The organism is Pontibacillus chungwhensis (assembly GCF_030166655.1).
Taxonomy (GTDB): domain Bacteria; phylum Bacillota; class Bacilli; order Bacillales; family BH030062; genus Pontibacillus.
This window is the reverse complement of record NZ_CP126446.1, coordinates 3003148-3020992: the sequence shown is the minus strand read 5'-3', so window position 1 is coordinate 3020992 and position 17845 is coordinate 3003148. Positions and strand designations below refer to the sequence as shown.

Sequence of the window (17845 nt, the reverse complement as noted above, 5' to 3'; positions counted from 1 at the left end):
CAAGCCACAGTGTAGACTGTGGGAATTTGGGTGGAACCACGGGTATAACGCTCGTCCCTTTGCGATTGTGCAAGGGACGGGCGTTTTTTATGTTCGCTTTGTTACCCATTCCATGTTCTTCGAGATGAGAGAGGTAGCAGAGTTAATGTATAAATAATATAAAAGGAGTGACATAAACATGTCGGAAGCTATTCAATTAACATTTCCAGATGGTGCGGTTAAGGAGTTCCCTCAAGGAACGACGACAGAGGATGTAGCTGCTTCCATTAGCTCAGGCTTAAAGAAACAAGCATTGGCAGGGAAGCACAATGGTCAATTGATTGATCTTCGCCGTGCAATTCCTGGTGATGGTTCTATAGAGATTGTAACGATTCGTGATGAGGAAGGTATTGAGGTTCTTCGTCACTCCACAGCTCACCTAATGGCTCAAGCTGTGAAACGCATTTACGGAAATGTCAATCTGGGAGTAGGTCCGGTTATTGAAAATGGGTTCTACTACGATATGGACCTGGATACTTCTATTACACCAGAGGATCTTAAGAAGATTGAAAAGGAAATGCAAAAAATCACAAGTGAAAACTTAGAAGTGGAGCGCCTTGAAGTTTCACGTGAAGAAGCGAAGGAAATGTATCGGGAAATCGGCGATGAGTTAAAACTCGAACTGATTGATGCGATTCCAGAAGGCGATTCTGTTACGATTTATAAGCAAGGTGAATTCTTTGACCTATGCCGTGGACCTCACGTACCTTCTACGAACAAGATTAAAGTCTTTAAATTGTTAAGTGTATCTGGTGCTTACTGGCGTGGAGATAGCGATAACAAGATGCTTCAACGTATTTATGGTACTGCGTTTGAGAAGAAAGACCATCTTGAAGAATACTTGAAAATGCGTGAAGAGGCAAAAGAGCGTGATCATCGTAAACTTGGTAAAGAATTAGACATCTTTACAGTTTCTCAAAAAGTTGGGCAGGGTCTTCCGCTATGGCTTCCTAAGGGTGCGACTATCAGACGTACAATTGAACGCTATATTGTTGATCTAGAAGAACGTCTCGGTTATGACCACGTTTATACGCCTGTATTAGGATCAGTGGATCTTTACAAAACAAGTGGCCACTGGGATCACTATCAAGACGATATGTTCCCAACGATGGAGATGGATAACGAAGATCTTGTTCTTCGTCCCATGAACTGTCCGCACCACATGATGGTTTATAAAAATCAGCTTCACAGCTACCGAAATCTTCCGGTTCGTATTGCTGAGTTAGGAACCATGCACCGTTATGAAATGTCTGGTGCTCTTGCGGGACTTCAACGTGTTCGTGCCATGACGTTAAATGATGCGCATATCTTTGCTCGTCCGGATCAGCTGAAAGAAGAATTTATCCGTGTAGTTCGCATGATTCAAGAGGTATATAAAGACTTTGGTTTAGAGAATTACTACTTCCGTCTCTCTTATCGTGATAAAGAAGACAAAGAGAAGTATGTGGATAATGATGAGATGTGGGATAAAGCACAGGCTCTTCTTAAGGAAACAATGGAAGACCTTGAAGTGGATTATGTAGAGGCAGAAGGAGAAGCTGCATTCTACGGTCCGAAACTAGACGTTCAGGTGAAAACGGCGTTAGGAAAAGACGAAACGTTATCAACGGTGCAGCTTGACTTCCACTTACCAGAGCGTTTTGATCTAACGTACATTGGAGAAGATGGCGCTCACCATCGTCCTGTGGTGATCCACCGTGGTGTTGTATCTACAATGGAACGCTTTGTAGCCTTCTTAATTGAAGAATACAAAGGAGCCTTCCCAACATGGTTAGCTCCTGTTCAAGCGAAAATTATTCCGGTATCCGCGGATGTTCATTTAGACTATGCGAAAAAAGTAGAGGATGAACTGAAGTACGCTGGAGTTCGTGTTGAAGTAGATGAGCGTGACGAGAAAATCGGTTATAAGATCCGTGAAGCTCAAATGCAAAAGGTACCATACCAGCTTGTGGTTGGAGATAACGAAATGGAAGTAGATGGTGTAAACATTCGCCGTTACGGAGAGAAAGAATCTGAAACAAAATCTCTCCAAGAATTCGTTTCTCAAATCAAACAAGAAATTAGCGGTAAACAATAAAGGTAAACTTACCCCAAAGCTTGTCAAAGCTTTGGGGTTTTTGTGATCTTTTGGCCTAAATAAAAAACCAGGTCATATTTATGGTATGATATGGTGGAAAAAAGAGGGGCGCTCATCCTTCTTTATTCTTAAGGCAAGCCAGTGATAGGTTATTGTTCCTTCCCCTCAGTATAGTTAAGCTCTACTCTTGTTCTGGTTTCTAAAATAGAAAGAACGCTAAAGGAGAGGACTTCTATGTCTCAGAATCGAAAGGTTATGATCGCTGCAGTCGCTTTGCTTTCGACCATTACGATGTGTGTCGCATTGACGGTGATATTTAATCATTTTATTCATGCCAGAGGGATAGAGGAAGAGGCAGATAGAAGCGCCGGTGAAGAGGTTATTTTAGTGAATGAACCTCATTTAATAGAAATAGGGGAGGGTGTTGGAGAAATACACAAAGAGTTTAACACTCTTCTTGGCTGGAAACGGTACAAACATTTGAATGCAAAAGATGCTAAGGTACTCAAGACACAAGCTGAACCACTAAAAGACTTACTTAACAAAGCAGAAGACCAATCCCTGAAGGCAGATTTAGAGAATGCACTCCACCATTTAGGTAACGCAAATAGTAAAGAAGATATTCAAGAGTTCCTTACCACTCATCGTATTATGCACGATCTGGACCATTACATTAACGGCGCATCAAACGACGGTAAAGTATGGGGGTATACCCACATTGGTTTTGGCGAACACGCCCCGACACTTGCTTTTAAAAACCGCGATTAAATTGACCCTATGACTTCAATTCGCTCTATATAGTTACGTTTTATCTTCCTCAAAGCTCGCTGTATAGCATGTTTCCGTTACTCTACATAGGGCAAGGTGATTTCCGGAACCACCTTACGTTAAACTAAAGCTAACGGAAACATTCTCTGAGCTTCGGGCCCTCAAATTAAAAATAGTGGTTGCAAATATAAGCTATATCATATATCCTTAAAAAGTCATGCACAGAAGATGTGCATAAAAAAAGATTGGTTTACGTTTGACATTGTTTTTTAAACGTGCTATTCTCAATAAGGTAAACTTAAATATTGTCTGAGACAAGTAGAAGCACCCGCTTCTCACCTGTATTGACGCTCTATGTGAGTAGTTGTCAGGTATGATTTTCTAAACGTAATTGGGAAACGTGTGGGTGCAGTGTGTACCGACACTTTTTTTGATTGTCTGAAATAACAACCATGATTGAGATAGACTTGTCTATAAACAGACGTATATAAACCTTTTTAATAAACCTTGGAGGTGGCTGGTTATTAGCAAAGATATGATCGTCAATGAAAAGATTCGTGCTCGCGAAGTTCGTCTCATTGATTCAAACGGAGACCAATTAGGCGTTAAATCCAAAAACGAGGCTTTAGACATTGCAGCTAATGCAAATCTTGATCTTGTGATGGTTGCTCCAAATGCGAAACCGCCAGTATGTCGTATCATGGACTATGGTAAATATCGCTTTGAGCAACAGAAGAAAGATAAAGAAGCGCGTAAGAAGCAAAAAGTCATCAACGTGAAGGAAGTTCGCCTGAGCCCTGGTATCGAAGAACATGACTTCAATACGAAGCTACGCAATGCGCGTAAGTTCTTATCTAAGGGTGATAAAGTGAAAGCAGCTGTTCGTTTCCGCGGACGTGCAATCACTCACAAAGAATTAGGCCAAAAAGTTCTTGATCGCTTGGCTGAAGAATGTAAAGATCTATCCACGGTTGAAACGAAACCGAAAATGGAAGGTCGTAACATGTTTATGATGCTTGCTCCAGTAAACGAGAAGCAGTAAACATACTCACATATTTCTAAAGGGAGGAATTACTCATGCCAAAAATGAAGACTCACAAAGGTTCTCAGAAACGCTTTCGTCGTACAGGTAGTGGAAAAGTTAAACGTTCTCACGCGTTCACAAGCCACTTGTTCGCTAACAAATCTCAAAAGCAAAAGCGTAAATTACGTAAAGACGCACTAGTATCTAGTGGCGACTTAAAGCGTATCGATGCTATGCTTCCTAAGAAATAATTAAATTTTACTATTAACTTGAAATACAGGAGGGAACTATTATGGCACGTGTTAAAGGTGGAACAGTCACTCGCCAACGTCGTAAGCGCGTCTTAAAGCTTGCTAAAGGTTATTATGGTTCAAAACATGCTTTATTCAAAACAGCAAAACAACAGGTAATGAAATCAGGTCAGTATGCATACCGTGACCGTCGTCAGAAAAAACGTGATTTCCGTAAATTATGGATCGCACGTATTAACGCTGCGGCACGTATGAACGACATTTCTTACAGCCGTCTAATGCACGGACTTAAATTAGCTGGTGTTGAAGTTAACCGCAAAATGCTAGCTGATCTTGCTGTAACTGACGAAAAAGGGTTCGCTGCATTAGCTAACCAAGCTAAAGCTGCTCTTAAATAAGCAGAGACAGATAAAAGCCATTTTCCTACCGCTTAGGAAAATGGCTTTTTTATGTCTGAAGATTGAGAAGAAAAGGAAAAGAGGGATCAATATGTGGTCAATGCTGTTGTGGTATGTGATTGCTGTAAACGTTATTGCTCTCATTCAAATGCAACAAGATAAATCGAGGGCGATTAAAGAAGAATGGAGAATCTCTGAAAAACAATTATGGGTTGTAACGCTAATAGGAGGCTCTCTTGGAACATTTTTAGGGATGAAATGGTTTCGGCATAAGACCAAACATCGCGCTTTTGTAATAGGAGTTCCTGCTGCATTGATTGTGCACGTTCTTTTGGCTTTATATGTATGGCTTAGATAGCTCTTTGAGAGCGAAAGTGTTCTTGTCATAACAGCTCATCTTCTGTCATAAGTATGTACTATACCGCTTTAGCGGAAGGGTGTGTTCATCATGAATCAGTTTGGGGCAACCGTTATGATGGTCTTAGAGACAAGTGGCTTTTTTGCACCTCTACTCTTCATCAGTTTTCACCTTTTGCGTCCGCTTCTGTTTTTGCCTGTTGCTTTCATTTGTATATCCGGCGGTATTTTGTTTGGGGCGGTGACAGGTTCGATTTACAGTGTGATTGGTGTGACCTTATCTAGTTTATTATTTTATAAAGTGAGTCAGTGGATGCCTAAGACGTTACAAAAACTGGTGAAGCTAAAACACAAGTTTTTTGGGAAGCACTCTAGCTTTTCCACCTCTCAAATTGCATTACTACGTCTGGTCCCGTTTATTCATTTTCATTTAATTTCACTATGTATTATTGAAATGTCTCAAGGGTTTAAAGATTATATGAAGACCTCCTTCTACTCAAACATCCCGCTAGCAGTAGTTTATACTTCTGTAGGGCAGTGGATCTCAAAGATGTCCCCTTTCATCATGGCCGGTTTTTTGGTGATGTTACTAACCTTAATTTATCTTTTAAGAAGGAAAGAGATCGTAATCAAGTGGGATGACTTTTTTCAAACAGGAACATAAGAAATGCCCCCTCATTAAGAGAGTGGGCATTTTTTGTTGCGCGGGTTTAGTCACCTGAATGACTCAGAACTAATTTATTTATAGGGTTTTTCCATTCGACTCTGGCATGGGGGTAGTGAATGTAAATTTCTTTCTCAACGAAATAAAGATCATTACGCTCAAAGCCTTTTAACTTATCAGGTTGCCTTGTCCATACGGATATAGACACCACATCAAAGGAATTCTCCGTAGTACCTAAGTATTTTTCTCCCTCAAATAAAACGCCCTTATACGTGAGTAAAAAATTCTTCTTAACGTTCTCTGCATCATCTAAGAAATAAAACTGCTTTTTCTCCTGAGCAAGCTCAAGCTTTCGCTTTGGATTGATAACGTATTTATAAGCTGTATAGATCAGGAGGATGGCAGCAACCAAAATTAACAACCTAAATAAATAAATGATCATATTGATCGACTCCCTTACCGAATCTATCTACCTCTCCTTACGATTGAAATTACAAAACGTTTCAACTTTTTCATAAAATCCTAAACCCGTGCTATAATCGTACCAAAACAGCTAAAAGGAGATACAGCACATGAACTGGGAAACACTTTTTAAAATGCAGCAAGAATTAGACCAACGTATTGAAGTGGAGCATGGATTGGAGAATGAGGATCTGTTTCGGAGAAAAGTTATGGCCTTGCTCGTTGAGTTAGGGGAGCTTGCGAATGAAACAAGATGCTTTAAGTTTTGGAGCACTAAACCTCCTAAAGAAGATGAGGTAATATTGGAGGAATACGTGGATGGACTTCATTTTATTCTTTCACTGGGACTTGAGAAAGACTACCGTTATTCACCGCAAGAAGACGGTCATAACTCAGTAGATGTAGATCTAACTGAACAATTTCATAAAGTGTATGGAGAGGTGCACCTCTTTCAAGAATCGCCGAATGATCTTCACTACCAGCAACTTTTTAAGACGTTTTTGAATTTAGGAGTAAAGCTTGGATTTTCTGAGCAATCTATCCAGGACGCCTATTATCACAAGAATGAAGTCAATCATGAACGGCAGGAAAATGGGTATTAGGTTCTTTGAATTTTGTGAATTTTTCTTTAAAGCGTTATAATGAAGAGAATGAGTACATAGAAGGAGGAATTAAAATGGCTAAATGGGATGATACTCTCACGATGCTTAAAGACTTAACAGATGCGAAAGGGGTCCCAGGTAACGAGAAAGAACCACGGGACGTTATGAAGAAATACATAACTCCATTTGCAGATGAAGTGTATACAGATAATTTAGGGAGTCTGATTGCTAAAAAAGTAGGTAAAGAAAACGGGCCTAAGATTATGGTTGCTGGACACTTAGATGAAGTTGGATTTATGGTTACTCGTATTGATGACAACGGGTTCATCTACTTCCAAACAGTCGGTGGCTGGTGGAGTCAGGTAATGCTGGCACAACGTGTGACCATTATGACTAAAAACGGTGACCTGACAGGAGTGATCGGTTCTAAACCACCACATATCCTTCCTGCTGATCAGCGTAAGAAAGCAATCGATATTAAAGAAATGTTCATTGATATTGGAGCATCTTCTAAAGAAGAAGCACAAGAATTTGGTGTTCGACCTGGTGATTCAGTAGTGCCGTATTTTGAATTTACTCAGATGCCAAATGAAAAAATGCTACTTGCAAAAGCTTGGGATAACCGCATTGGATGTGCCATTGCGATTGAAGTATTACGACAATTAAAAGGTCAGGAACATCCGAACGTCGTGTATGGTGTTGGAACCGTACAAGAAGAGGTAGGTCTTCGTGGAGCTAAGACTTCCACAAATGCCATTAAACCTGATATCGGCTTTGCAGTAGATGTTGGGATCGCTGGTGATACACCTGGGGTTTCTGATAAAGAAGCAGCCAGTAAAATGGGAGAAGGGCCTCAAATTATTCTTTATGATGCATCCATGATCTCCCATAAAGGGCTTCGTGACCATGTGATTGATACAGCAGATAAGAACGAAATCCCTTATCAATATGATGTGATTGCCGGTGGAGGAACAGATGCTGGTTCAATTCATCTTACAGCAGACGGCGTACCTGCTCTTTCTATTACCGTCGCTACACGTTATATCCATTCCCACGCAGCAATGCTACACCGTGATGACTTTGAAAATGCGGTGAAATTAATTGTAGAAGTGATTAAAGGTATGGACGAAGAAACGGTCAAGCAAATTACATTTAACTAAAGATGAGTTCAAAACGTCCAGGGGCGATCTCCTGGACGTTTTTTTAATGGAAGCGGGTTTTGAGGGTTTGATTCCTCTCTTCTCCTGCTTATTACTGCGTAAATAAATTTAGTGGATATGTTCAGAATAGGTGTGGGAAGCTAGGTTTAATAGAAGTGAAAGGTGGGGTCACTAATGAGTGTGTTTAATGGAAATATTTTTGAAGGTGAGTTTGCTCATGACTTGGATTCTTTTTATGTGAAGTCAGTAAAAAGTGTCGAGACGGGTTCCTCCTTATCCGAGGAACAGGTTGAGGAATTATTAAAGTATTTAGAGGAACACAAAGGACAAACGACAGCCATTACGATCAATGATCAACTGCCTATGATGCTAGAAGCGGATGAAGTGCAGTGTCTGATTGGAGAGCTCCGTTTTATAAAGAGTCACTTAGACTAAAAAGAGGCTGTCTCGTCGAGCAGCCTCTCTTTACTATTGCTTCATGTTTTGGACGTGGTTTTCAAGTGTTTCAAGAACTTCCTTCTTATCTTGCTCATTTGCATTTTCCCAGTATAGTTCGAAAAGAACACCAAGACCTGGGAGCATTTTTTCTTCACCGCTTTGAATGGCATCTTGAATCGTTGCTTCAAGTTGTTCTTGGTTGTTCCCAGAAATATTATCTAAAATAGCGTTTCTTAGGTTAAGGTTCAATTCTTCCACCTCTTTTCTTAAGGATACGATCTAATTATAGTTTGACCCCGGTGAATAGAAATATGTATGATAAGATAGGAAATCAAGTGCGAAACAAAGGATGAACATACTTATGATTGAATCTACTCAAAACCCATCCGTTAAGCGGTGGAAGAAGTTACAACGAAAAAGAACCCGCGACCAGGAACAAGCCTTTTTGGTGGAAGGTTTTCATCTTGTGGAAGAAGCGTTAAAAAGTCAGTGGAAGGTTCTTGAACTAATTGTTAGGGAGGATGTAGAGCTTCAAAGCGAATGGAGCAACTATCCATATTCCTATGTGTCTTCCCAGGTATTTAATGAAATAACAGAAACGGAGCAGCCCCAGGGGATCGCCGCGGTTGTAAGAATGGATGCACCGGAATGGCAACCATTTGAACGTATATTGATATTAGATGCTGTACAAGACCCGGGCAACTTAGGGACATTAATACGTACAGCAGATGCAGCTGGCTTTGATGCGATTATTTGCGGAAAAGGAACGGTCGATCCATTTAATGATAAAGTGCTACGCGCTACTCAAGGATCTGTCTTTCACATTCCTTTCTTTAAAGGAGAGTTATTAGAATGGGTGCCCGAACTTCAGAATCAAGGGGTTTCTGTCTGGGCTACGTCATTGAAAGAAGCGAAAGATTATACGGCTTGTACCCCATCTGCCCCTGTAGCCTTGATTGTAGGAAATGAGGGTGCAGGAGTTAATGAAACCTACGTCGATCAGGCTGATGAAAGAGTCATGATTCCCATTTATGGGAGAGCTGAATCGTTAAATGTAGGCATTGCAGCCGGAATTTTAATGTATTATTTAAGGAACTAAGGTTGCAAAGAGCGTATAGCTTTTCTATAATAGCTATTAGTTGAATAAAGTAAAGCGTTGAAAGAGCCAGTAAATGGTTGCCACCTATCCGATCTTCAGGGAGGGGATGTCTTAGACTGAGAGCATTTCCAGATCGACCAATCATTGAAGTTTCACTCTTGAGCTGACACTGGGACCTCTAGCTATGAGTAAAAGTGTTTCCGGATGAAGAATCCGTTATCAATGATGAAGTGGACATTTCCTCAGGCAGGATGTGTCAACAAGGGTGGTACCGCGAAACCATATCGAACAAGTCTCGTCCCTTTTATAGGGAGGAGACTTTTTTATGTTCTTAAAATGACGATAGATTTAAGAGGAGGATTAAGATGAAAGAGCGTTTAGTAGAACTGAAAACAGAAGCCCTCGAGAAGGTTGCACAAGCTGAAGACACAAAAGCTCTTCAAGATGTGAAAGTTCAATACTTAGGAAAGAAAGGTCCTATTACCGAAGTTCTTCGTGGGATGGGGAAGCTTCCTAAAGAAGAACGTCCTGTTATTGGACAAATGGCTAACGATGTTCGTGAAGAGATCCAAGTAGCGATCGATGAGAAACAAACGAAAATGGAAGAAGCGGCTCTTGAAAAGCAGCTACAAGAAGAAACGATTGACGTGACACTACCTGGCCGTCCAGTACAAACAGGTGGTCCTCATCTTCTGACGAATTTAATCGAAGAAATTGAAGATCTGTTTATCGGAATGGGCTTTGAAATTGCTGAGGGCCCTGAAGTAGAAGCAGACTACTATAACTTTGAAGCCTTGAACTTACCAAAAGGTCACCCTGCTCGTGACATGCAAGATTCTTTCTATATTACTGAAGAGATCTTAATGCGCACTCATACCTCTCCTGTCCAAGCACGTACAATGGAGCAGCATAAAGGAAAAGGCCCTGTAAAAGTAATCTGTCCTGGTAAAGTTTATCGCCGTGACACAGATGATGCGACTCACTCTCACCAATTTACACAAATTGAAGGGTTACTTGTCGATAAGCACGTTCGAATGAGTGATTTAAAAGGTGTCTTAAATGCTTTTGCTAAGCAAATGTTTGGTGAAGAGCGCGAAATTCGACTTCGCCCAAGTTTCTTCCCATTTACAGAGCCATCTGTTGAGATGGATATTTCTTGTAAAATGTGCGGTGGTGAAGGATGTTCTGTATGTAAAGGAACTGGATGGATTGAGATTCTAGGTGCAGGAATGGTTCACCCGAATGTACTTGAAATGGCTGGCTATGATCCAAACGAATACACAGGTTTCGCCTTCGGTATGGGGCCTGAACGAATTGCGATGTTGAAATATGGTATCGATGATATTCGCCATTTCTACACGGACGATGTACGATTCTTGAATCAATTCCATAAGGCGTAAGGAGGAGAAAAGCATGTTTGTATCATTAAATTGGTTAAAGCAATACGTAGATCTTCAAGGGTTAACACCTGAAGACTTAGCTGAAAAGATAACAAAAACAGGTATCGAAGTTGAAGGGGTGGAACCTTTCGGTGAGCCAATCGAAAACCTTGTTGTAGGATATGTGAAAGAATGCGATCAACACCCGAACGCAGACAAGTTAAACGTTTGTCAAGTGGACGTAGGTGACGAGGTATTGCAAATTGTGTGTGGCGCACCAAATGTAGCCAAAGGACAAAAAGTTGCCGTCGCTAAACCAGGCGCTGTATTACCAGGAGATTTTAAAATTAAAAAAGCTAAATTACGCGGTGAAGAGTCTTCAGGTATGATTTGTTCCCTTCAGGAATTAGGCATTGATGAAAAGTACGTGCCGGCTGAATTTGCAGAGGGAATTTTCGTCTTTGATGGCGATCCTGAAATTGGGGCAGATGCTTCTTCCTTATTAAATCTGGACGATCTCATTATTGAGCTAGGACTTACCCCTAACCGTTCTGATGCCCTAAGTATGATGGGTGTTGCGTACGAAGTAGCAGCAATCCTAGACACGCCAATCCACTTCCCGGATGAAGAAGTGCAAATTATAAATGAAAAAGCTGAAGATGCTATTTCTGTATCCGTTAAAGACGGGGACCTTAATCCATATTATGGAGCGATGGTGGTTAAAAATATTCAAGTTGGACCTGCTCCTCTATGGATGCGTAATCGCTTAATTTCAGCTGGAATTCGTCCTATTAACAACGTTGTTGATATTACGAATTATGTTCTCCTTGAATATGGACAGCCACTTCATGCCTTTGACTATGATCGATTTGGAAGTAAAGAAGTAGTGGTTCGCCGTGCTACAGATGGCGAAACGATTAAGACGTTAGACGATGAAGAGCGCACGCTGTCTTCTAACCACCTTGTAATTACAAACGGCCAAGAGCCTGTTGCCATTGCAGGGGTTATGGGAGGAGCTGACTCTGAGGTTCATGAAGGAACGACTACTGTTCTTTTAGAAGCAGCTTACTTTGATCCTCAAGCTGTTCGTTCAGCGGCTAAAGACCATGGTTTACGAAGTGAGGCTTCCGTTCGATTTGAGAAAGGTGTCGATCCTGACCGTGTTCAACGTGCGGGTCTTCGAGCAGCTCAACTTCTTTCTGAGTATGCTGGAGGAGAAGTACTAGAAGGCGTAGTTGCTTACGATGAATTGACTTATGAAGAGAAAACCGTAACCTTCACAACTTCTCGAATGAACCATGTATTAGGAACAGATATGAATGACGCGCATATTCAGGATATTTTGCGTAAACTTCAGTTCTCCTATGAACAAGACGGAGAAACCTTTACCGTAAACATCCCTACCCGTCGTGGGGACATTTCTCTTGTGGAAGATATGGTAGAAGAAATTGGACGTATGTTTGGATATGACAACATTCCATTTACGATGCCACAAGGGGCTGGAAATGCTGGTGGTTTAACAACTTATCAAGCATTGCGCCGAAAAGTGCGTCGCTACCTGGAAGGCGCAGGTTTATCTGAAGCTCTAACATATTCCCTTACGACAGAAGAACGAGCGAACATGTTAGTAAGTCCTGATGTGAAAGGTGAAAATGTTCGCCCTGTGCACTTAGCAATGCCAATGAGTGAAGAGCATAGTCATCTTCGACTTAGCGCTTTACCTGAGATGTTAGCATCCGCTTCTTACAATGTCGCTCGTAAACAAAAAGACGTTGCTTTCTATGAAGTAGGCTCCATCTATGTAACAGAAGAAGCCGTCTTAACCAAACAACCGGAAGAAAAAGAACGCTTAGCTGGTGTGCTGACAGGTAGCTGGTTAACGCATCCTTGGCAACAAGAGAAGAAAAATGTTGATTTCTATGTTGTAAAAGGAATCCTAGACGGATTGTTCGGATATTTAGACGTAGAAAACCAAATCTCTTATCAGCAAGGTCAAGTAGACGGAATGCACCCAGGCCGTACAGCTCTTGTTCAGTTGAATGGAGAAACTATTGGACACGTTGGCCAGGTTCATCCAACGCTTCAAAAAAGCTTTGATTTAAAAGAAGCCTATGCCTTTGATGTGGATCTTGAAAAAGTGTTTGAAGCGATTTCGTCAGAAGAGACGTATACACCAATCCCTCGCTACCCATCCATTAGCCGGGACATCGCCCTTGTAGTAGATGAAAGTGTAGCGGCAGGAGATCTTCGTCAGACCATTCTTGAAACAGGTGCTCCTCTTGTGAAGAATTGTTTAGTCTTTGACGTTTATCAAGGAGAACACCTCGAAGCTGGAAAGAAATCACTAGCCTTCTCGCTCCTTTACCTTGACCCATCTCGTACCCTTAAGGACGAAGAGGTAGAAGAAACGCACCAAGCCATTCTTACTAAAGTAAAAGAACAATACAACGCAGAACTACGTGCCTAAGCCTAAACCAAAAACTCCCTCTTTATCTAAAGAGGGAGTTTTTTATGTTCACCTTAATTCTTGATAATAAGTAGATAAAGAGAACGCTCGCATCCATTTTTGTAGTAAGTAATCTCAAATATGGAAAGCGAGTGGTTTCCACCCCCTCCTTACTCTCGGAAGATGGAAACAGAATCACCCTCTCGGTTGCCTATTCTTTCACCTAAAAGTTGGTACGGTTGCTATTCCGGTGGGGCATCCCCCATAATACAAATAAAAAGGGGAGAGGCGGTGATCAAGTGCAACATGTAAAAAACGTAGCACTCATACTAATCGGTTCCTTTATCTTCTCACTAGGAATCAACTACTTTGCCATACCAAATGGTTTATCAGAAGGTGGAATCATCGGGATATCAATTGTTCTATATTATGTCTTTGATTGGTCTACCGGTCTATCAACCTTTATTCTAAACACGATTCTCATCATAATCGGTTTTAAGTATCTGGATAAGAGAATGATGCTCTACACCTTCATTGGTATCTTTACAACGTCGTTCTTTTTATGGCTTACAGAACACGTAGGCACACCCATTGAATCGGATTCGTTATTAGCACCTATTTATGCTGGGCTCTTCGCAGGTGGAGGGATTGGATTAATCTTTCGTGCTGGCGGTACTTCTGGTGGGACCCAAATCATTTCTCAAATGATGAAGAAAAATTGGGGATGGAGCATGGCGAATGCAACTTTGTTAATTGACATGATTGTCATCGGAGGATCTGTCTTTGTAATTGGGCAGAAAAAAGCCCTATTAACCGTTATTGCGGTTTATGTAGGAGCACGTGCAATTGAGTTCATAGTGGATGGACTGAATATGCGGAAAGCTGTAACCATTATATCTGAAACTCCTGAGGAGGTATTAGAAGCTATTAATTCTAACGTACCAAGAGGGGTTACTGTATTAGAGGGATATGGAGGATATTCAAAAAAAGATAAAAAGGTCTTGTATGTGGTTGTGCATAAACAAGAAACGTTTAAGCTTCAAAGAATTATCAACGGAGTGGACGAGGAAGCTTTTGTTGTCATACACGATGTACGAAATGCGTTTGGTGGTGGATTCAAATAAGTAGAACAAAAAAGGCGAAAGACCTAGCGCTTTCGCCTTTTTCTGTTAACGATCATTTTATATCGATCGACATTCTATTTGGATCTACATACTTGGAGGGTCCTGATCTTGGAAAAGAGTAATTTTTGGCTTCGTATCTTTTCCTTTGTAGACCCTATTAAAGTAATCGTCCGTTAAGTCAATAATTTCTTTCCTCATAAAGAAGAGAGGGATCACGTTAAAGATCACGACAGCAGCTAACATTAAATCAAGGAATTGCCAGATGAACTCCAACCCTCCAATACCTCCTACAAAGACAGAAATGATATAGACGAAACGCATAATCCAAGACGCTTTTAACCCGAATAAATATTCTGCCTGTTTTTCCCCGAAAAATACAAGCACCCCTACAGTCGTTAATACGAAGAAAAGAAGGAAAAGGGAAATGAAGCCTCCTCCAAAGGTGTCCCCGTATACAGTTGATAATGCAATATCAATCATATTGGATGCTTCGTCTGAGGATTCCACTTGTGTCCATGCCCCTGATACCAATACAGTTAAACCTGAGACGGTACAGATGATGATGGTATCGATAAATACGCTGAACACACCCCAGAAAGCCTGCTTAGAGGGGTGATCTGTTTGAGCAGCTGCGTGTGTGATAGGGGCTGTTCCTAGACCCGCCTCATTGGAGTATAACCCTCGTGCAATTCCCCATCGAAGGGCGAGAGCAAATCCGGCACCTGCAAACCCTCCTGTTGCAGATATTGGTGTGAATGCATGCGTTATGATTAGATTAAAGACCGCAGGAATTTCTGAAACGTTCGCACCTATTACAATTAAACAAATCGTTAAGTAAGTAAGAACCATAAATGGGACAACTTTATCGGTTACGTTAGCGATCCGTTTGATTCCTCCAAATACAATAATCCCTACAACTCCCGTTATAATTAATCCTGTAATCCAACGATCCCATCCGAATGCTCCCTGCACTTGCGTCGTGATGGAATTTGATTGAACCATAATACTTGGTATGAGTTCTAGCATAAGTATAAAAGCGAATAAAAAGGCGACTACTTTCCAACCGAGAGCTTTTCGAATGTAATATTGAGGGCCCCCGACCCATATTCCTTCTTTATTTTTTTCCCGGTATTTCAACCCCATAGCGATTTCTCCGTATTTTGTAGCCATTCCAATTAATGCAATAATCCACATCCAAAATAAGGCACCAGGTCCACCTAAGTAAATACCGACTGGAACACCTACGATGTTTGTAGCTCCAGCAGTTGAGGCAAGTGAAGAAGTGAAAGCTTGGAAGGGAGTAATTGACCCCTTTTGTTTGTCTTTTTTGAAGATTTGTCCTGCAGTTTGATTGAGGATATGTCCGAAATGTCGAATCTGGAAAAACTTCAATCGAATCGTGAAAAAGAGGCCAACAAAAATGAGAAGCGCAGATAAAACATATTTCCATAAGAAGTTAGACAGCATAGGTAACCATTCCATTACATAATCTCCTCCAAAATAAATTTAATATGTTATATAATGGATTTATACCCTAATAATGTATATTGAATCTTTACCCAATAAAAAACTGCACCCTATAGGGTGCAGTTTTAATGTGCTGGACTATTTTATCCATTTATAGGCCTTCTCCGTATTAGCAAAGTGAACTTTAGCGAATTGTTCTAACACATCGGCTCCTTTTGTTTCAATAAGCTTAGCTGCTGCTTGGTCGACGCGCTTTGAAGCCCCTTTAGGTAAAGGCATACCAGCACGCTCAGACAGCTTATCCATTTGATGGACAAATGCTGTTCGAGCGATGATCGAAGCAGCTGCAACAGCGATGGAATAGGATTCGGCTTTTTTTAAGAAATACACATTGTCCTGAAGGGTTGCTTTCTCTGTGCGTAAGTGTTTTTCATAGACTGAGCGTTCAGCAAATTGGTCAATGACCCAGCCTTCAGGTTGATCGGGATTCATTTTCTGCAAGAGTTTGTTATAAGCATGGTGGTGGAGCATTGTTTTCATTTTCCCCTGTGACCATCCTTTTCTCTGCCACTGGTTATATTTATCATTGTGCAGGGTAACGAGAGAATAAGGGATATTCATTTTTACGATTTTACGAGCGATTTGCTCAATTTGAGGGTCTTTTAAACTTTTAGAGTCGCGAACGCCTGCAGCCTTTAATTGTGCGATTTGGTCTTCCCGAACATAAGCGCAGGCAACTGTAATAGGGCCGAAGTAATCCCCTGTCCCTGCCTCATCAGATCCCGCATGACTAGATGTGTAGAGGGAAGATGGTGGTGCGAATTGAGACTCAGTAGGAGAGGATTTGCTTGGCTTTTTTTGAGAGGGACTAGCTGTTCCCCACTTCCCTGCTTCTTGTTCATGATTAGGGCCCTGAAATAGCACTTTACCTGATTTATAAGCTGTAATCGAGCAGCCGTTTACTTTTGCGGCAAAGACAGCACCGGGCGGCGGGTTTCCCTTTAATGTTTTTTGATAATAGCTTTGCATTTTATATAATTGATTAGTTGGTAATTTAAGGACTGTTTGAGACAATCTGTACCATCTCCTTTTAAGAACGAATAGTCTCAGTATATCAAATTGGCGTCTAAAGCTGAATAATAGAGGGAATGAGAGGACAACGCTTTCCTTATTGAACAGCTTCATGTTAATATTAAGTTTAGGATTCTAATGTGGGTGAGGGGGCATATCTCTGTGTCGAATTCAGACAAAAAAAGAACAACGGTCGATATACATAATCGAACATACAAGATCGTAGGAGAGGAGCCATCGCACCATATACGCATGGTGGCTAGTCTGGTGGATCAAAAGATGAAAGAGATCCAGGAGTCAAACCCCAAATTGGATACTGCGCAACTTGCTGTACTAACAGCAGTTAACACCATGAATGATTACTTAAAGCTAAAAGAAGATTATACAAATATAGTTGAATCAAAAAGGAAAGAAGAGGATCGTTCAGACCATGATTGATTTATTATTATTAGGAATATTAGTTTTAGGAGTATTAATCGGTTTACGCAGGGGTTTTGTATTACAGCTCTTTCATATGACTGGATTTATTGTAGCTTTCATACTAGCTGTCGTCTACTATGATGATCTATCTCCGAAGTTACAGCTGTGGATTCCCTATCCGGAATTACCGGAAGGATCGAATTGGGCAGTCTTTGTAGAATCTCTTCCCTTGGAAAATGCATTTTACCATGCCATCGCATTTGCAGCGATTTTCTTTGCCGTAAAAGTAGTCATGCAAATCATCGCATCAATGCTAGACTTCTTAGCAGACCTTCCCATTGTTCATACAGCGAACGGATTGCTTGGAGGAGTACTTGGATTCATAGAAATGTATTTTATATTGTTTATCTTTTTATACATAGCGGCCCTTGTGCCAATGAATATGGTCCAAAATGCGGTGGAAGATTCATTTATCGCACAAACCATTGTAGAACACACACCTTTATTCTCTGGCCAGATCAAAGCGTTGTGGTTTGAGCATGTATCACCGCACCTCTAAAACTTCTCTAACTGGAGAAGTTTTTTCTTTACGTAACAGG

General features: G+C 41.0%; 20 protein-coding genes and 1 other annotated feature. Of the genes, 16 read left to right on the top strand and 4 right to left on the bottom strand.

Annotated features, from left to right (window positions below):
- Nucleotides 1-178 precede the first annotated feature (178 nt).
- From thrS to QNI29_RS15685, 7 genes are all read left to right on the top strand, one after another.
- Nucleotides 179-2116: a threonine--tRNA ligase gene (gene thrS / locus QNI29_RS15715; RefSeq protein ID WP_231417422.1), complete on the top strand. Its 1938-nt coding sequence runs from the start codon at nucleotides 179-181 to the stop codon at nucleotides 2114-2116.
- A gap of 234 nt (nucleotides 2117-2350) precedes the next feature.
- Nucleotides 2351-2884 carry a hypothetical protein gene (locus QNI29_RS15710; RefSeq protein ID WP_231417421.1) on the top strand — a complete coding sequence of 178 codons (534 nt, stop codon included), beginning with the start codon at nucleotides 2351-2353 and terminating at the stop codon, nucleotides 2882-2884.
- 310 nt (nucleotides 2885-3194) lie between these two features.
- Nucleotides 3195-3321 (top strand) — a sequence feature (ribosomal protein L20 leader region).
- A gap of 98 nt (nucleotides 3322-3419) precedes the next feature.
- Nucleotides 3420-3926, top strand: coding sequence for a translation initiation factor IF-3 (gene infC, locus QNI29_RS15705; RefSeq protein ID WP_036784481.1), 507 nt, complete (start codon nucleotides 3420-3422; stop codon nucleotides 3924-3926).
- 35 nt (nucleotides 3927-3961) lie between these two features.
- Entirely contained in the window at nucleotides 3962-4159 is a 198-nt protein-coding gene (rpmI, locus tag QNI29_RS15700) for a 50S ribosomal protein L35 (RefSeq protein ID WP_231417420.1), read from the top strand.
- A 41-nt stretch (nucleotides 4160-4200) separates the two neighbouring features.
- Nucleotides 4201-4557 carry a 50S ribosomal protein L20 gene (gene rplT / locus QNI29_RS15695; RefSeq protein ID WP_231417419.1) on the top strand — a complete coding sequence of 119 codons (357 nt, stop codon included), beginning with the start codon at nucleotides 4201-4203 and terminating at the stop codon, nucleotides 4555-4557.
- 40 nt (nucleotides 4558-4597) lie between these two features.
- Nucleotides 4598-4915, top strand: coding sequence for a DUF1294 domain-containing protein (locus tag QNI29_RS15690; protein WP_284526569.1), 318 nt, complete (start codon nucleotides 4598-4600; stop codon nucleotides 4913-4915).
- A gap of 90 nt (nucleotides 4916-5005) precedes the next feature.
- Nucleotides 5006-5578, top strand: coding sequence for a TVP38/TMEM64 family protein (locus QNI29_RS15685; protein WP_231417417.1), 573 nt, complete (start codon nucleotides 5006-5008; stop codon nucleotides 5576-5578).
- Between the two features lie 46 nt (nucleotides 5579-5624).
- Here the strand turns inward: QNI29_RS15685 and QNI29_RS15680 are convergent, their stop codons facing one another.
- Complete coding sequence (locus tag QNI29_RS15680; RefSeq protein WP_231417416.1) at nucleotides 5625-6020, bottom strand: sigma-w pathway protein ysdB; 396 nt, start codon at nucleotides 6018-6020, stop codon at nucleotides 5625-5627.
- A 130-nt stretch (nucleotides 6021-6150) separates the two neighbouring features.
- On the opposite strand from QNI29_RS15680, the gene QNI29_RS15675 reads away from it, so the two are divergent.
- From QNI29_RS15675 to QNI29_RS15665, 3 genes are all read left to right on the top strand, one after another.
- Nucleotides 6151-6642, top strand: a complete 492-nt coding sequence (locus QNI29_RS15675) for a dUTP diphosphatase (protein WP_231417415.1) — start codon at nucleotides 6151-6153, stop codon at nucleotides 6640-6642.
- 74 nt (nucleotides 6643-6716) lie between these two features.
- Complete coding sequence (locus QNI29_RS15670) at nucleotides 6717-7802, top strand: M42 family metallopeptidase (RefSeq protein ID WP_231417414.1); 1086 nt, start codon at nucleotides 6717-6719, stop codon at nucleotides 7800-7802.
- Nucleotides 7803-7976: 174 nt separating this feature from the next.
- Complete coding sequence (locus tag QNI29_RS15665) at nucleotides 7977-8237, top strand: hypothetical protein (protein WP_231417413.1); 261 nt, start codon at nucleotides 7977-7979, stop codon at nucleotides 8235-8237.
- A 33-nt stretch (nucleotides 8238-8270) separates the two neighbouring features.
- Here the strand turns inward: QNI29_RS15665 and sspI are convergent, their stop codons facing one another.
- On the bottom strand, nucleotides 8271-8489 hold the full coding sequence (gene sspI, locus QNI29_RS15660) for a small acid-soluble spore protein SspI (RefSeq protein WP_231417412.1): 219 nt from the start codon (nucleotides 8487-8489) through the stop codon (nucleotides 8271-8273).
- A 112-nt stretch (nucleotides 8490-8601) separates the two neighbouring features.
- Here sspI and QNI29_RS15655 point away from each other — a divergent pair, with 112 nt between their 5' ends.
- The 4 genes from QNI29_RS15655 (at nucleotide 8602) to QNI29_RS15640 (ending at nucleotide 14288) form a co-directional block, all read left to right on the top strand.
- Nucleotides 8602-9339 (top strand): TrmH family RNA methyltransferase, encoded by a 738-nt coding sequence (locus tag QNI29_RS15655; protein WP_231417411.1) that lies wholly within the window; start codon nucleotides 8602-8604, stop codon nucleotides 9337-9339.
- 365 nt (nucleotides 9340-9704) lie between these two features.
- Nucleotides 9705-10739: a phenylalanine--tRNA ligase subunit alpha gene (gene pheS / locus QNI29_RS15650; RefSeq protein ID WP_231417410.1), complete on the top strand. Its 1035-nt coding sequence runs from the start codon at nucleotides 9705-9707 to the stop codon at nucleotides 10737-10739.
- 13 nt (nucleotides 10740-10752) lie between these two features.
- A complete protein-coding gene (pheT, locus tag QNI29_RS15645; protein WP_231417409.1) occupies nucleotides 10753-13185 on the top strand; it encodes a phenylalanine--tRNA ligase subunit beta in 2433 nt (810 codons plus the stop codon).
- Nucleotides 13186-13463: 278 nt separating this feature from the next.
- The gene (locus QNI29_RS15640; RefSeq protein ID WP_231417408.1) at nucleotides 13464-14288 is read left to right on the top strand and encodes a YitT family protein; all 825 of its coding nucleotides are present in this window, start codon (nucleotides 13464-13466) and stop codon (nucleotides 14286-14288) included.
- An 84-nt stretch (nucleotides 14289-14372) separates the two neighbouring features.
- On the opposite strand, the gene QNI29_RS15635 is transcribed toward QNI29_RS15640, so the two are convergent.
- Nucleotides 14373-15770 carry an alanine/glycine:cation symporter family protein gene (locus QNI29_RS15635; RefSeq protein ID WP_231417407.1) on the bottom strand — a complete coding sequence of 466 codons (1398 nt, stop codon included), beginning with the start codon at nucleotides 15768-15770 and terminating at the stop codon, nucleotides 14373-14375.
- Between the two features lie 123 nt (nucleotides 15771-15893).
- Nucleotides 15894-16829 (bottom strand): ribonuclease HIII, encoded by a 936-nt coding sequence (rnhC, locus tag QNI29_RS15630; RefSeq protein WP_231417406.1) that lies wholly within the window; start codon nucleotides 16827-16829, stop codon nucleotides 15894-15896.
- A 159-nt stretch (nucleotides 16830-16988) separates the two neighbouring features.
- Here rnhC and zapA point away from each other — a divergent pair, with 159 nt between their 5' ends.
- Nucleotides 16989-17264, top strand: a complete 276-nt coding sequence (gene zapA / locus QNI29_RS15625; RefSeq protein ID WP_231417405.1) for a cell division protein ZapA — start codon at nucleotides 16989-16991, stop codon at nucleotides 17262-17264.
- Nucleotides 17257-17805 carry a CvpA family protein gene (locus tag QNI29_RS15620; RefSeq protein WP_231417404.1) on the top strand — a complete coding sequence of 183 codons (549 nt, stop codon included), beginning with the start codon at nucleotides 17257-17259 and terminating at the stop codon, nucleotides 17803-17805. Before zapA ends, QNI29_RS15620 begins: the two co-directional genes overlap by 8 nt.
- The last annotated feature ends 40 nt before the right edge of the window (nucleotides 17806-17845 follow it).

Excerpts from the sequence above, each read along its gene's own strand:
- thrS (WP_231417422.1), top strand. The coding sequence starts at position 179 with ATGTCGGAAGCTATTCAATTAACATTTCCAGATGGTGCGGTTAAGGAG.
- QNI29_RS15710 (WP_231417421.1), top strand. The coding sequence starts at position 2,351 with ATGTCTCAGAATCGAAAGGTTATGATCGCTGCAGTCGCTTTGCTTTCG.
- infC (WP_036784481.1), top strand. The coding sequence starts at position 3,420 with ATGATCGTCAATGAAAAGATTCGTGCTCGCGAAGTTCGTCTCATTGAT.
- rpmI (WP_231417420.1), top strand. The coding sequence starts at position 3,962 with ATGCCAAAAATGAAGACTCACAAAGGTTCTCAGAAACGCTTTCGTCGT.
- rplT (WP_231417419.1), top strand. The coding sequence starts at position 4,201 with ATGGCACGTGTTAAAGGTGGAACAGTCACTCGCCAACGTCGTAAGCGC.
- QNI29_RS15690 (WP_284526569.1), top strand. The coding sequence starts at position 4,598 with ATGGCTTTTTTATGTCTGAAGATTGAGAAGAAAAGGAAAAGAGGGATC.
- QNI29_RS15685 (WP_231417417.1), top strand. The coding sequence starts at position 5,006 with ATGAATCAGTTTGGGGCAACCGTTATGATGGTCTTAGAGACAAGTGGC.
- QNI29_RS15680 (WP_231417416.1), bottom strand. The coding sequence starts at position 6,020 with ATGATCATTTATTTATTTAGGTTGTTAATTTTGGTTGCTGCCATCCTC.
- QNI29_RS15675 (WP_231417415.1), top strand. The coding sequence starts at position 6,151 with ATGAACTGGGAAACACTTTTTAAAATGCAGCAAGAATTAGACCAACGT.
- QNI29_RS15670 (WP_231417414.1), top strand. The coding sequence starts at position 6,717 with ATGGCTAAATGGGATGATACTCTCACGATGCTTAAAGACTTAACAGAT.
- QNI29_RS15665 (WP_231417413.1), top strand. The coding sequence starts at position 7,977 with ATGAGTGTGTTTAATGGAAATATTTTTGAAGGTGAGTTTGCTCATGAC.
- QNI29_RS15655 (WP_231417411.1), top strand. The coding sequence starts at position 8,602 with ATGATTGAATCTACTCAAAACCCATCCGTTAAGCGGTGGAAGAAGTTA.
- pheS (WP_231417410.1), top strand. The coding sequence starts at position 9,705 with ATGAAAGAGCGTTTAGTAGAACTGAAAACAGAAGCCCTCGAGAAGGTT.
- pheT (WP_231417409.1), top strand. The coding sequence starts at position 10,753 with ATGTTTGTATCATTAAATTGGTTAAAGCAATACGTAGATCTTCAAGGG.
- QNI29_RS15635 (WP_231417407.1), bottom strand. The coding sequence starts at position 15,770 with ATGGAATGGTTACCTATGCTGTCTAACTTCTTATGGAAATATGTTTTA.
- QNI29_RS15620 (WP_231417404.1), top strand. The coding sequence starts at position 17,257 with ATGATTGATTTATTATTATTAGGAATATTAGTTTTAGGAGTATTAATC.